Here is a 13,858-nt window from a genome sequence, read left to right as displayed (position 1 = left end):
CATGACCGAGGTCGCGGCAACAGGCATCTCGGTTTTGCTGGTCGATGATCATCCGATCGTGCGGCAAGGCTACCGCCGCGTGCTGGAAAGCCAGGGCGATCTGGTTGTCGTGGCGGAGGCCGACAACGCCGCGGATGCTTACGGCGCCTTCAAGGCGCACGACCCTGACGTCGTCGTGCTCGACATCTCGATGCCAGGCGCGAGCGGGCTGGAAGCGATCCGCAACATCCGCGCCCGCAATCCGCGTGCGCGCATCCTCGTTTTCACCATGCACAACGAGGCGGTGCTGGTGAAAGCCGCCTTTGCCGCCGGCGCGAGCGGCTTCGTCACCAAGAGCAGCGAGCCGTCCGCCGTCGTCACCGCGATCCGCAGCGTCGCCCGCGGCGAGCGCGCCATGAGCGACGACATCGCGCACATCCTCGCCGAGGACAGCCTGTCGTCAGGCTCGGCGCTGGACCAATTGGGCGAGCGCGAGATCGAGATCCTGCGTCAATTCGCCGGCGGCGCCACCACCGAGCAGATTGCGGCGCATCTCAATCTCAGTGTGAAGACGGTCCAGAACTATCACTATCTGATCAAGACCAAGACGGGCGCACGGACGGATGCCCAGCTCGTGCGGCTGGCGGCGAGTTGCGGGCTGACGAAAATCTAGCAGCGGGGCTGCCGCTTTCCTCACATCGCTTGGCGATCTTGAATCTGCCCAGCGGGATGGAACGGAGGCCATCCAGCTCCGGTTAGTAGTGGAGTGGAGGAGTAAATCGCCATGCGCAAGGCTCATCACAAGGCAATCGACCATCCCCCGATCATCACTGTAGGCGAGCTCATCGACGAACTTTGCCGCCTGCCCGACACGGCCGTCGTTCACTTCCGCTGCCCCATGCTCGAGCAGGAGCTGACATTCTACCGCCTTCGAAAGCGATCAAAGGATGCCGTCGAGATCGCGGTCAATGCATATCCGGAGAGCCCGCCGGTCGTGCCATCAGCCAACGGCGGGATGCACCCACGCAGGCACGCGACTGCCTCGCCCACCGTTCGGGAGAGCGCGCTTCTTCACAAGGCGAGAGGGTAAGTCAGGCGGTCGCGGTCTAGCAGGCCTTCAACCCGCGCAGCACCAGTGCCAGCGTCGCATCAACGCGCGCAGGCAGCTCCGCATCCTTCCACTCGTCGGCATGGGCCGGATGGTGGAAGCGGCAGGTCGCATCGAACAGCGCGCGCGCCGTGGTCTTGACGTCGTCCACGGCAAACTCGCCCCGCTTGACGCCGTCGGTCAGGATCGCCGCGATCTGGTCGATCATCGTGTCCTTGTGGCACTTGACCGCCGCGCAGGCCTCGCGCGCCAGCGTCAGGTAGGTCTCGAACATCTCGGGATCGTCGAGCACGCGCGAACGCTTGGCGGCGAACAGCGTGCGCAGCCAGCGGTCGAGCCTGTCGGGCGCAGGGCCCTGCTCCCTGGCGATCGCCAGGAGCGGAGCGTCGATGCGATCGAGCCAGCGTTTGGCAACGGCCTCGCGCAGCGAGGCCTTGCTCGGGAAATGGCGATAGACGCTGCCGTGGCTCACATCGAGCGCACGGGCAACGTCGACCACGGTGGCCTTGGCAAGTCCGTAGCGCCGCAGAACGTCCTCGGTGACTTCGAGGATCCGCTCCGGCGTCAAGACAACGGCTTCATTCATGCCAGCACCTTGTTCCCGTTCAGGGTTCATCCGGCGATAGGGCTGCTTCCGAAGCGCCCGTGCCGGTCGTTTCGGAAAGCTCTCGCCTTAATGAGGCAGTTTTGCAGCCTGCGCCGCGATCTGGCGCGCCACCAGCAAATTGAGCCAATGCCCAATCGCGCCGGTGAAATTGAGGATTTCGGTCGTCATTTTCTTAAGTCTCCATTCGTCCGCGGTCCCCACCCCCAAATTACGCCCCTCGGTCCGGTGTTTTGGACGTCGGGCCCCCGGGATGGGATGACCACGGGACGCCCAATCGGGGCGTCCGGGAAGGGATATACACGTCTAGCTAACAGATTTCAATATCTGTCAGTCAATGATCCGTGACTGACAGTTAATTTTTGCGGCCCGTCCCCGGGCCATGGTCGGGAACTGGCAAATCGGCCCGCCGCCTGCGCCATCCCCGGCAAACCTCGTCCCGCCAGCCGTTTCGCCCTCCCCCTCCGCCAAATCCGGGCGTAGAAAGCCGCTTCGCTCATCCGGGCGCCAAGACCACAGGAACGGACTCCCCCCATGCCCATCGTCAACCGCGTTGCCGCCCTCTCCGACGAAATGGCCGCCTGGCGCCATGACTTCCACGAGAACCCGGAGTTGCTCTACGAAGTTCACCGCACCGCCGGCATCGTCGCCGACAAGCTGCGCGAGTTCGGCTGCGACGAGGTGGTGACGGGCATCGGCCGCACCGGCGTGGTCGGCGTGATCCGTGGCCGCAAGTCGGCTTCGGGCAGAACCATTGGCCTGCGCGCCGACATGGACGCGCTGCCGATCATGGAAACCTCGGGCGTGCCCTACGCCTCCAAGGTGCCCGGCAAGATGCACGCCTGCGGCCATGACGGCCACACCGCCATGCTGCTCGGCGCCGCCAAATATCTCGCCGAGACGCGCAATTTCGACGGTACCGCGGTTCTGATCTTCCAGCCCGCCGAGGAAGGCGGTGGCGGCGGCAAGGCCATGGTCGAGGACGGCCTGATGACGCGCTGGAACATCGAGGAGGTCTACGGCATGCACAACATGCCCGGCCTGCCCGAAGGCCATTTCGCCACGACGGCGGGCGCGATGCTCGCCTCCTCCGACAACATCCAGATCATCGTCAATGGCAAGGGCGGCCATGCCGGCGCCGGCCCGCACAAATCGGTCGACAGCGTCCTGATCGGATCGCAGATCGTCAACGCGCTGCAGTCGATCGTCTCGCGCAATGTCGACCCGCTTAAATCGGCCGTCATCTCGATCACCCAGTTCCACGCCGGCACCGCCTTCAACATCATCCCGGAGGTCGCCGAGCTCGCCGGCACCGTGCGCACACTCGATCCTGAAGTCCGTGATCTCGTCGAGCGCCGCATCGGCGAGGTCGCCGACAGCGTCGCCCGCGCCTATGGCGGCTCGGCCGAGACGAAATACACGCGGATGTATCCGGTGACGATGAACCATGCGCGCGAGGCCGGCCTTGCCGCCGACGTCGCCCGCGACATCGTCGGCACCGAGCGCGTCAACGACAAGTTCGTTCCGATGATGGGCGCCGAGGACTTCTCCTTCATGCTGGAAGCACGTCCCGGCGCGATGGTGCTGGTCGGCATGGGTGACGGCAACGAGTGCCACCACCCGGCCTATGTCTTCAACGACAACATCCTCGGCCACGGCGCCTCGTTCTGGGTGCGCATGATCGAGACACGGATGCCGGCGTAGCTGACGTCGCATTTTGCAAATCTTGTAGCCCGGGTGAGCGACTTGTCCGCCATAGCTCGAAGAGCGAAGTCGGCAGCGACGCCCGGGACACGTCTCGCACGATTTCAGTACGGCCCCGGATGGTCGCTCCGCTGATCCGAACTACGATTCCGCACGATCAATTACAGACCTCGTAATTGCCGCTTCCCACGGCGGCGTTATATCTTCCGGGCGTGGCCCCGGCCACGAGCCTGCATCCTTTCTGCACCGGACGACAGCCTGCCGAATTGCAGACAATCTGCCCGCTCGCTTCCGGCTTGGACGGCGCAGCTTCGGTTGTCTTCCGGTCCGCGTCCCGCCTCCTCGAATCCTCGCGCGTCGCGACCGGTTTCTTCTCCTGGATCTTCTCGCACTCGTTGTCGTCGCCGACGCGATAGCCGGCGCGGCAGGTGATCTTCACGCATTGATCGCCGTCGGCCTTGAAGCCGAAATTGCACACCAACGGACAGACCCGTCCCGGCTTCGCCTTCAGCGCATCGAGTGCGTCGACGCTGGCAAGCTTCGCGTCGAACTGGGTGCCGGCATATTTGTTGAACAGCGTCAGCGAACGCTGCGCGGCGGAGGTCCACTCGCCTTCCGCGGCCGAGGTGAGGCAGCCGACACGGCGCAATTCGCTTTGCACGGATTTCGTGAGGTCGACCGCAGACATTTGTGATGTTGGCCCGGGCGAGAGCGCAGCGACTTTTTGCTCGACCTCGGGCAACTGCCGGTCGGCCGCCGGCTTTGCAGCCTGCTCTGCCCTCTCCGCCGCCTGCTTTGCAGCGAGTTCGGCCTTGGCCTTCTCTGCCGCCTGCTTCTCGGCCAGCGCTTTCGCAGCCGCCGCCTCCGCCGCCTTGCGCTCGCGTTCGGCCGCTTCGGCCTTCGCCTGCTCGATCTCCTTCTTCCTTTCAGCCGCGATCCGTGCCTCTTCGGCGGCCTTGGCTGTCGCCGCCGCCTTCTCCTGCTCCGCCTTTTGAGCCCGCTCGGCAATGAGCCTTGTCTTTTCCTGCTCTGCCGCCCTGGCCTTTTGCTCGGCTGCCACGCGCGTTTCTTCGGCGCCAATCTTGTTCAACTGGCCCTTGGCGAGGTTGGCGTAGAACCCGTCCGGGTAGGCCGCCAGAAACGCTTCCCAAGCGTCACGCGTGGCAAGCTGAAGCGCGAGCTCATAGTCCCTGCGAATGGCATCCTGCGGGTTGGCCTGGGGACCGGTTGCCGCTGGCCTGACGACGAGTGGCACGTCGTCGCCGCCGAGCGAGCCGTAGACATAAGGCTCCTGCTTGTAGCCGGTCGCCTTGAGCACGTCGTCGCGCACGAAGCCGAAGGCCTTGCGCAGATCGAGTCCGGGCTTCGGCAGGTGCTCGACCAGCGCAGCGGCGAACGGGCTGTTTCTGGCATCGCCGTCCGATGCAGTCGATCCCGCCTTGGCTGCGAACGCAATCATGGTGTTGGGGCTGGTCGGCTCGACCTTGGCGAGGCCGCGTCCGATCGCGCGCGAGGCCAGCGTGCGCTTCATCGTCTTCGCGAATGGGTTGTCGCGGCAGGCGTCCAGGATGATCAAGCGCAGCTGCTTGGCCGGCTCGACTGCGAACAGCGCACGCTCGACCGGAATGGTCTCGTCGAGAACGTCGCCATCGGTCTCCAGTGTGGCGTCGATCGGAATGAGATAGTTGTTGCCGTCGAGCTCGATGCCGTGACCGGCGTAATAGATCACCGCCATGTCCGCATCGCGCGTCCTGCCGGCAAACTCGCGCAACATGCGCCGCATCTCGCTGGCGCTGAGATCCAGCCTGACGTCGACGGAATCGAAGCCGGCCTTCTTGAACATGCCGCCGACCAGCGCGGCATCGTTCACGGGATTGCCGAGCTTGGGCGCGCTCTTGTAAGCGGAATTGCCGATGATGAGCGCGACCCGCCGGTCGGCATGCGCCGATCCGCAGGCAAGGCTCATCGCAAAAATCACAAAAGCAAATAGCCGAACCGGAATCACTTGCGTCCCCCCGGATGCAATTCCATGAGACTATTCGGAGTATGCCCGAATGCCAATTCTTCCCTATGTGACAGTCGTCACATAAGGTGTTCGGACAGCTTGCTGATCGTGCGGCGAAGCGTCGCCGTTCAGTCCGGCCGGGCCGAGCTCTGATGCCGCCTCACTTCCTGCGGTTGCACCAGGGGCCGGATCACGAAAGGCGCGTGCGGCGTAGCCGCGTAACCGCAAAAAAATAAGTTACGCGGCCCCGTCAGCGGGCCACAGAGCGCAGGCCCGTTGGCTCGTCCGCCTCCAACAGGCGCGACTTGGTCTCGTCTGACGCAAGAGGCAGGGTGAACTGAAAGACAGCGCCCCGAGGGTCGTTTGCGCCGGCCCACATCCGCCCGCCATGCGCCTCGATGATCGAGCGGCAGATGGCGAGGCCCATCCCCATGCCTGTTGGCTTGGTGGTGTAGAAGGCATCGAACAGGGACTCGACATTCTTCGGATCCAGTCCCGGACCAGAATCCCGCAACGTGACGTGAACGCCGTTCGATGCATCCCTTTCGGTGCTGATCAGCAACTCGCGTCCTCCCTCGCCGACTGCAGCCATCGCCTCGATCGCGTTGACAATCAGGTTGAGCAACACTTGCTGAAGTTGAACCCGATCTGCCTGAATAGGCGGCAGGCCTTCGGCAAGCTGCGTTCGCACCGAGACTTCGTGCTTGAACGCCTCGCTGCGTGTCAGCGCGATGACCTCAAGCACCGCCTGGTTGATCTCCATATCCTCCGTTTGCGGGGGCGCGTTCCTGATCATCGCCCGGATCCGGCCGATGATGTCGCCGGCGCGCATGCCGTCGCCGGCGATGCAGTCGAACGTCTGTCGAACCCGCTCCAGATTTGGCGGTTGAGCCTGCAGCCAATTCAACCCGGCCTCGGCGTTCGCCACGATCGCGCCAATCGGCTGGTTGACTTCATGGGCTATCGAAGCGGTGAGTTGCCCCATCGTGGTGACGCGACTGGCGTGCGCTAGCTCCATCAGGACTTCACGGTAGCGCCGCTCGTGCTCGCGGCCTTCGGCCTCCGCCCGCTTGAGAGCCGTCAGATCGAGGACAAAGCCGACCCCTTGATCCCCGCCTTCTGCAAGCATCGTCCCGCCGATCAGCACAGGCACACGGCTTCCGTCCTTCCGCACATACTCCTTCTCGAATGGGTGGGCCGTCCCGACCCGCTTCAATTCCGCCACGGTTTGTACGTCGCGGTTGCGCCAGTCCGGCGGCGTCAGGTCGAACCGATGCAGGCGCCCGGAGGTGAGGTCATCCCGGTCGTATCCCACGATGCGCAGGAATGCATCATTGGCCTCGAGAATGCGCCCCTCGACCTCCCAGATGATGATGCCGATGATGTTGGCATCGAACAGGCGTCGGATCTTGATATCTCGCGCTGCAAGATCGCTTTGGAGTTGAATGTTCTCCTCGGTCGCCTGTCTGCGCCGCTTCGCTTCGAGCCGCGCGAGCGCCAACGCTGCTCCCGCCAGCGCAACGATGAGGACGACGGCGCCGGCGATCAGCCAGATCCAGCGTTGCTCGAATGCTTCGGCGTGCGTCTCCCGGTCGGCGAGCCGAAAGCGCTCGTGATCCACCATCTGGTCGATTTGCGAGCGGATCTCATCCATGCTGCGGATCATCGCCAGCGCCGCCTGCCCGGATGTGCCGGCGGTCTTCACCATCTCGTCGATCTCGCGCAGCTTGGCCGAAACGGTCAGCGCCAGATGTTGAGCGCGCAGACTCTGCAACGGATCGTCCGCAACCAGCGCCTGGAGCGCCTGCGCCTCGCGCCGCACACCTTCGTCGGAGACGCCGTAGGCTTTGAGATAAGTGGGGTCGAGGGTCATTAGATACCCGCGCCGTTCGGTCTCCAGCTCGGCGGTGAGCGCGCGCAAGCGATCGAGCGTTTCGAGCACCTGGCGGCTATGCCCGAGCAGGTCATGGGCCGCCTGCCGCTCCTGCCGATATTGCAGGCCGAGAAACGCGGTCGCGGCAAACAGCGTCAGAAGCGCCACGACCGCCACGATCAGCGGACGAGCAAGCCATCGCAAAGACGGGACCCGAGCACGGACTGACATTGGCCTTGGGTCTTTGGTGCCCGTGTGACTGCGCGTCTTCTGGTGTCGACGCCGGAGCATGATAGAATAATAGCATGGTTAGGTGGGTCGCGAACCCGACATTCTCGTCCCCAAGATTACACCGGTTTGGCCGTCAGTCGTCGCGCGAGGGCCGCAACATCACCGGTATGGCTCGCTCGCGTGTCGCGAATGATTGCCCGTCGCAGGGAGAGCCAGCATGACATACGCACAGAGCGGTCGAAAGCCGACCAGCCGTCGCAGCTTCGTTAGGGGATTGGGGGCGGCGGGCGCAGTCTTGCCGGCCCTGGCCGCGCTGCCGCGGTGGAGCTTTGCCGAGGATCGCGCTGCGACGTACGCCAACGCGAACATCGATTGGCAGCAGTTTGCGGGACAGACGATCACCCTGGCGGGCGCGATCCATCCCTGGTCGAATGCGATCACGCCGCTGCTGCCGGAGTTCACCAGACTCACCGGCATCAGCGTCACCATCGATTTCCAACTCGAAACCACATTCCTCGGCGCCTTAGCGATCAGGCTCGCCCGCGGCAGCACAACGCCCGACGTCTTCATGTTCACGACCTATGGCCAGGGCATCTTAGGAGGATGGCTCGAGCCGCTGAACGGCTATTATTCCAACAGATCGCTGACCGATCTCGGCTGGTATGACGAGAGCGACCTGCTCAAGACGGCTCGGGCCTTCCCGCTGTGGTCTGACGGCGAACGGTACGCCATACCGATCACCTCCGAGGCGATGACCATGTTCATCAACGGAGACGCGCTGGCGGCCAAGAACCTGCCGGTTCCGCAGACATTCGAAGAGCTGCTTGTGACCGCCAAGGCGCTCAAGTCCAGCGAGATGTCGGGGATCGCCATGCGGGCCCAGGCCAGCGGCAATTCCTCCCCGCCGGCCATGGGCTTCCTGTTCTCTTACGGCGGCGCCATGGTCAAGGACAACAAGGCCGTGTTCGCAAGCCCCGAAGCGATCGCGGCCGTCGAGATGTACGGACAGCTGCTCAGCCAGGCCGGACCCAGCGGCGTCGGCAGCTACGAATGGTACCACGTGCTGGACGACTTCCTGCAGGGGCGGGCTGCACTCGCGATCGACAGCAGCAATTTCGCGACCGACATCTCCAATCCAGCCAGGAGTCGCGTCGCGAAGCAGGCCCAGTTTGCGGTCTTTCCGCGTGTCCCTGGTCGCACACCCGTCCCCTTCATGTCGCACTGGCAGGCCTGCATCAATTCCAAATCACGAAACAAACGGGCGGCTTTCCTGTTCCTGATCTGGGCGACGAGCAAGGCGACCTCGCTGCAGACTGCTGCAGCGGGGCTGGCGACGACACGCGTGTCGGCCTGGTCGAGCGACGGCTTCAAGAAGGCGTTCGGCTCGCAAGCCGCCGAGGCGGCGCTGACCAACTTGCAGAATGCCGACGTCGATCGTGCCAAGGCTATTCTTTTCCATCCGCAATCGAGACCGATCCTCGACGCCTTCATGATCGGCGTCAATGAAGTGGTCAACGGTGCGAAATCGGCGAAGGATGCGATGACAGGCGCAGCCGAAAGGGCCAATGCGGCGATCCGCGGGTAGCGGCGAGGCGTTGTCCAATCGGAAGAACTGGCCACGGCAGAAAAGCCGCCAACCCACCTTGTGCGGTGTTCATCCCTGATATTGCAGCACGTGCATCCCGGCGTTCCAGTCGGAGACGAACATCATCCCGTCGGGCCGGACATAGGCGTCGCAGGTCTTGGCTGCGAGCGCGACGTTCGGGCGCGGATCGACCAGCTTCTTCGGCGTCGGCGGCACCCAATACGCAATCTCCTTCGGCGAAAAAGCGTCCTTGATGTCGAACACCCTGACGCCGGCATTGTTGTAGGTCGCGAAGATCGTCTCCTCGCTCTGGAACGAGCCCGGGCGGTTCTCGTGCAGATTATGCGGGCCGAAGGTACCGTTGCTGCAGAAGTCGCGATCGCGCGGCGTCGGCAAGGTCGCGATCGGCACCGGATTTTGCGGCGCGCGCACGTCGAGCACGAAGGTGTGGAACAGGCCCTTGGCGCATTGGTCCGCGTTGGCTTCGTCCGCGACGACCGCGAGTTGGCGCTTCGGCAACGGCAGCGGCGTATGCGTGCCGCCCGCGAAGGGCGGCGACCAGTTGATGTGGGACAAGAGTTTTGGATTGGTGGGATCGCTGATGTCGTGGATGGTGAAGCCGCCGTCGCGCCAGGCGGCATAGCCGCGATCGCCCGCCGTGATCATGTGATGCAGCGCAAAGCGCTTGCCCTTCGGCGTCGCCGGCTCGCCGCCCGCGCGGTTCATGCCCGGCAGCCACCATTTCGCGACGATCTCCGGCTTCGTGATGGTGTTGAGATCGACGATGCAGAGGATGTGGTCGGTGAAGCCGTCGAAATGCGCCGACACATAGGCATAGCGGCCGCCCGGCCACCACAGCCGGTTGATGCCGAAGCCCGGCATTTCGAGGAACGCGATCTCGCGCATCTCGCCCGGCTTCGAGATGTCGTGGATCGAGAGGCCGGAACGGAATTTCTTGGCCTTGGTGATGCTGTCGGCCAGCGTGTTCTCGAAATAGCCGCGCATGCTGTCGTAGGACTGCATCGCAACGATGTTGGCGCCGTTCGCAAGCAACAGCATGTCTTCCGCCACCTGGAGATGGTGGGTGCGGGTGTATTGCCCTGCGGTGAAGAAGTTGACCGGCTTGAGCGCACGTGGATCGGATGCATCCAGGATGGTCACGCCGTCGCTGAACATGTGCCCGACATAGACGTGCTGGCGGTTGAACATCACCTGCACGCTGTCGGGCCGCCCGCCGATGTCGCTGTAGGAGATGTGCTTGATGCCCTTGCCGATACCCTCTTGGGGAACGTCCGCCTCCGACGCCGACGCGGACCTCGGCCATGCAGGCAGCGCGGCGGCTCCGACCACGGCCGACAATTGCTGAAGGTGCCGGCGGCGCGAGAATTGAGGCATCGTTTTCCCCCAAGTTTTTTGGGAATGATGCGCGCTTGCGGCGAGGCGCGCAAGCCTCGCCGCAACCCGCCCTCACCTAGGCATGCACCACCTCGTGCCGCATCACGAACGGCGCGAGCAACGTGTGCACCTCGCCGGCGACGATTTCGCGCTGGTCGGCCGGCAGCCCAGCAAGCGTCACGGTTGCGATCGAGCCGTGGCTGCCGTGCGCGCCGACCTTCACCTTGCAGTCGATGCCGCGCTCAGCGAGAGCGTCAGCACCTTGGTGAACACGCGCTGCGCCGCATCCCAGCGCAGCTGCGGCTTGAACACCTTGCCGACGCCGGTGACCGGCATCGGATCGATCGGGATGACCTGCACCGGAACGGCGGCGCGCTCCGGCGTGCGCTCGCGCACCCAGGCTTCCAGCTCGCCCGGCTCGACGCTCGTGCCCGGCTTCAATTGCACGTAGCCGACAGGCAGCTCGCCGGCATAGGCATCGGGCTGCCCGACCACCGCGGCAAAGCCGACGGCGGGATGGCGGAACATGATCTCCTCGATCGGCGCCGGATCGATGTTGTGGCCGCCGCGGATCACGAGATCCTTGGCGCGGCCGGTGATCCAGAGATAGCCGCCGGCATCCAGCCGCCCGAGATCGCCGGAATTGACCCAGACCTCGTCGACGAAGGCACCCTTGTTGTGCTCGTCGTTGAGATAGCCGCCGAACACGCCTGGCCCGGCCATGATGACAACGCCGATCTCGTCGGGCTTGCAGTCGCGGATCAGACGGCCGTCCGCATCTAGCTGCACGATGCGCACGCGCGCATAAGGCATGGGAAGGCCGACCGAGCCGAGCCGGATCGGCCGCGACGGATAGGCCAGCGTGTGAACGCTCGAGGTCTCGGTCATGCCGTAGACCTCGACCACCGGCAGCTTGAGCTTGTCCTGGATCGCGGAGCCCACCGCGACGGGGATCGCCGAGCCGCCGCCGGCGGCATATTTCAGGCTGGAGATGTCGGCATTGCCGGGAGGCACCCCGAGCGCTGCTGCGAGCACCGTCGGCACGCTCGACAGCGCCTCGGGCCTATACCGCTCGACCAGCCCCCAGATGTTCTTCACCGAATTCGGATTGCGCCAGCCGCTCGGCGACAGCACGACCAGCGAGCCGCCGCTCGACAGCATCAGCAGCACCTGTGTCAACGATCCTCCGACGTGAAACAGCGGCATGCCGAACAACAGATTGGCGCCGGGCTTGGCTTTCAGCAGAAGGTTGAGCGCCCAGGCCTGATAGACCTGGTTGGCGTGGGTGTGCCGCACCAGTTTTGGCGTGCCCGTGGTGCCGCCGGTGTGGAAATAGGCGGCGATGTCGGCACCCGAAATCTTGCGCCCGCTGACAAGCCGGTCCGCCGGCTGCTGCTTGATCAGATCGTTGAACGAAAAGATGCCCTTGTCGGGATCGCCGCCGCCGAACACCTGCACGACCGCCTTGAGATGCTTCAGCTGCGGACGGATCTGCTCCACCTTCTGCCAGATATCGGTGCCCGGCACCGGCCCGAGCGCCACCAGGACCTTGGTGTTCGCAGCTTCCAGGATTTCCGCGATCTGATGCGGCTCGAGCAGCGGATTGACCGGATTGGCGATGCCGGCCGCCTCCGCGCCGAGCAGCGTCACGAACGCATCGGGCACCAGCGGCAGCATGAAGCTGACGACGTCGTCTTTTCCCACGCCAAGCGCGTGAAACATGTTCGCCGCCTGGGTCACGCGTGCGATCAGGTCGCGATACGTGACCACCACCGGCGTATCGGCCGGATCGGCATTTTGCAGAAACTGGATCGCCGCACCGTCGGGATTGAGCGCCGCGCCCAGCCTGACGGCATCATAGGTGCTCGCGGCGGCGACGCGATCGGCATAGGGGACCTGCTCGAAAGCCCTGACCTCCGCGTCCGTGAAAAAGTCGGGGTAGTCGTCGCCGATGAACCGATCGAGCGCGTGGATGCCCGCCATGGAATTCCGTCCTCCCTCAGATGCATGCCCCCGCCCGCTGTCTTTTGACATTTGGTTCAGGCGGAGCCTCGACCGATGGCCGGTCGAGCGCGGACAGAATGATGGATGATTTGGCGTTCGTCCATGGCTTGACGGCTACGGTCGTAGCACCCGGATTCGAGGCGTTTGAACCTCCGTTGCCGATCGGAGCACCAAGAACAAGCATTGGATTCGCCTGTCAGCGTCCTGCCGCAAGACTTGAGGTGATCATGACCATGCCCCCGCGGGATCGCATCGCACGGCTGTTCGCCGCGCTCGTCATGACATCGATGATCACGGCATCCGCGATCGCCCTCCCCCGCGCGGCGCTCGCCGAGGACAGCCAGTTCGACAAGATGCGCGCCAGGATCGCCGCCTTCGTCGGCGACAAGATGCAGAAGCTCGGCGGCTCGCGCGTCGTCTACAAGGTCGACACCGACGGCCTGCGCGAGAACGTAGTCACGGACTTGCGCGACGACGTCTACAAGATCCTGCGCGAGGGCAAGATCGCGTTCTCCGGCCTCGCGATCCGCGATGGCGGCGTCGAGGTGAAGATTGCCGATGCCAAGGGCCGCGAAGAGCTGAAGCGCAAGCTCGCATCGGCCGCTGAGGGACTGCCATCACATGCGCTCACCGTGACTGACGGCGGCGACGGGCTGGTCAGGCTCACGCCGACCGATGCCGCCTCCGCCGCACGGTTGCGCGAGCTGGTCGAGGATTCCGTCGCCATGATCGAGCAGCGCCTGAAGGACGCCGACATCACACTCGCGAGCGTCCAGCCCGACGGGACCGACCGCATCCGCATCTTCATCCCGGGAATGATGGAACCGGAGCGCGTGACCGCGATCTTCGCCACGAAGGTCAAGGTCAGCTTCCGCATGGTCGACATCTCGATGTCGGGAGAGCAGGCGCAATCGGGCACGCCGCCTGCGGGCGCGGAAGTCCTGCTCGGTTTCAAGGACAAGCGCCCCTATCTGGTTGCCAAGGACAGCGCGATTGACGGCGACGACATCAGCTATGCCGGCCCGGGATTTGCCAGCGGCACGAAGGACCCGATCGCCTCGTTCCGCTTCAACGGCCGCGGCACCCGCCGGTTCGCACACGTCACCGAGGAGAACATCGGAAAGCCCTTCGCCATCGTGCTCGACGGCAAGGTGATCTCCGCCCCCGTGATCCGCGAGCCCATCATCGGCGGCTCGGGCCAGATCTCCGGCAATTTCACGCTGGAGGAAGCGAGCAGCGTCGCCATGCTGCTGCGCGCCGGCGCGCTGCCGGGCCATCTTGCCCTGGTCGAGCAGCAGGTCTTGCAGCCCGCCGCCAAGCCGTAACGCCAAGATCGCCTCGCGCCTGCCTCGTCGGGCGCCCAGGATCGA

General features: G+C 64.5%; 8 protein-coding genes and 3 pseudogenes. 5 read left to right on the top strand and 6 right to left on the bottom strand.

Annotation, left to right across the window (positions count from 1 at the left end; genetic code table 11):
* Position 1: 1 nt before the first annotated feature.
* Entirely contained in the window at positions 2-652 is a 651-nt protein-coding gene (locus AAFG16_RS20015; RefSeq protein ID WP_342740310.1) for a response regulator transcription factor, read from the top strand.
* A gap of 111 nt (positions 653-763) precedes the next feature.
* Entirely contained in the window at positions 764-1,069 is a 306-nt protein-coding gene (locus AAFG16_RS20010) for a hypothetical protein (protein ID WP_342740309.1), read from the top strand.
* Between the two features lie 16 nt (positions 1,070-1,085).
* Here the strand turns inward: AAFG16_RS20010 and AAFG16_RS20005 are convergent, their stop codons facing one another.
* On the bottom strand, positions 1,086-1,673 hold the full coding sequence (locus tag AAFG16_RS20005; protein ID WP_283085996.1) for a TetR family transcriptional regulator: 588 nt from the start codon (positions 1,671-1,673) through the stop codon (positions 1,086-1,088).
* A 552-nt stretch (positions 1,674-2,225) separates the two neighbouring features.
* Here AAFG16_RS20005 and AAFG16_RS20000 point away from each other — a divergent pair.
* On the top strand, positions 2,226-3,395 hold the full coding sequence (locus AAFG16_RS20000) for a M20 aminoacylase family protein (RefSeq protein WP_342740308.1): 1,170 nt from the start codon (positions 2,226-2,228) through the stop codon (positions 3,393-3,395).
* 157 nt (positions 3,396-3,552) lie between these two features.
* Here the strand turns inward: AAFG16_RS20000 and AAFG16_RS19995 are convergent, their stop codons facing one another.
* The 3 genes and pseudogenes from AAFG16_RS19995 to AAFG16_RS19985 all read right to left on the bottom strand — a co-directional run.
* Positions 3,553-5,361: a caspase family protein gene (locus AAFG16_RS19995; RefSeq protein ID WP_342740307.1), complete on the bottom strand. Its 1,809-nt coding sequence runs from the start codon at positions 5,359-5,361 to the stop codon at positions 3,553-3,555.
* A 289-nt stretch (positions 5,362-5,650) separates the two neighbouring features.
* Positions 5,651-6,859 (bottom strand): annotated as a pseudogene (locus AAFG16_RS19990) (ATP-binding protein); the annotation flags it as partial.
* A gap of 183 nt (positions 6,860-7,042) precedes the next feature.
* Positions 7,043-7,504, bottom strand: a pseudogene (locus AAFG16_RS19985) (CHASE3 domain-containing protein); the annotation flags it as partial.
* A gap of 217 nt (positions 7,505-7,721) precedes the next feature.
* Between AAFG16_RS19985 and AAFG16_RS19980 the strand changes: the two are divergent.
* Positions 7,722-9,089 carry an extracellular solute-binding protein gene (locus AAFG16_RS19980; protein ID WP_342740306.1) on the top strand — a complete coding sequence of 456 codons (1,368 nt, stop codon included), beginning with the start codon at positions 7,722-7,724 and terminating at the stop codon, positions 9,087-9,089.
* Positions 9,090-9,158: 69 nt separating this feature from the next.
* Here AAFG16_RS19980 and AAFG16_RS19975 read toward each other — a convergent pair whose 3' ends face one another.
* Positions 9,159-10,484, bottom strand: coding sequence for a hypothetical protein (locus AAFG16_RS19975; protein ID WP_342740305.1), 1,326 nt, complete (start codon positions 10,482-10,484; stop codon positions 9,159-9,161).
* 76 nt (positions 10,485-10,560) lie between these two features.
* Positions 10,561-12,467: pseudogene (locus tag AAFG16_RS19970) on the bottom strand (acyl-CoA synthetase).
* Between the two features lie 248 nt (positions 12,468-12,715).
* Between AAFG16_RS19970 and AAFG16_RS19965 the strand changes: the two are divergent.
* Positions 12,716-13,813: a preprotein translocase subunit SecD gene (locus AAFG16_RS19965; RefSeq protein ID WP_342740304.1), complete on the top strand. Its 1,098-nt coding sequence runs from the start codon at positions 12,716-12,718 to the stop codon at positions 13,811-13,813.
* Positions 13,814-13,858: the final 45 nt, after the last annotated feature.

Source organism: Bradyrhizobium sp. B117 (assembly GCF_038969555.1).
Taxonomy (GTDB): domain Bacteria; phylum Pseudomonadota; class Alphaproteobacteria; order Rhizobiales; family Xanthobacteraceae; genus Bradyrhizobium.
This window is presented reverse-complemented; position numbering and strand designations above follow the sequence as displayed.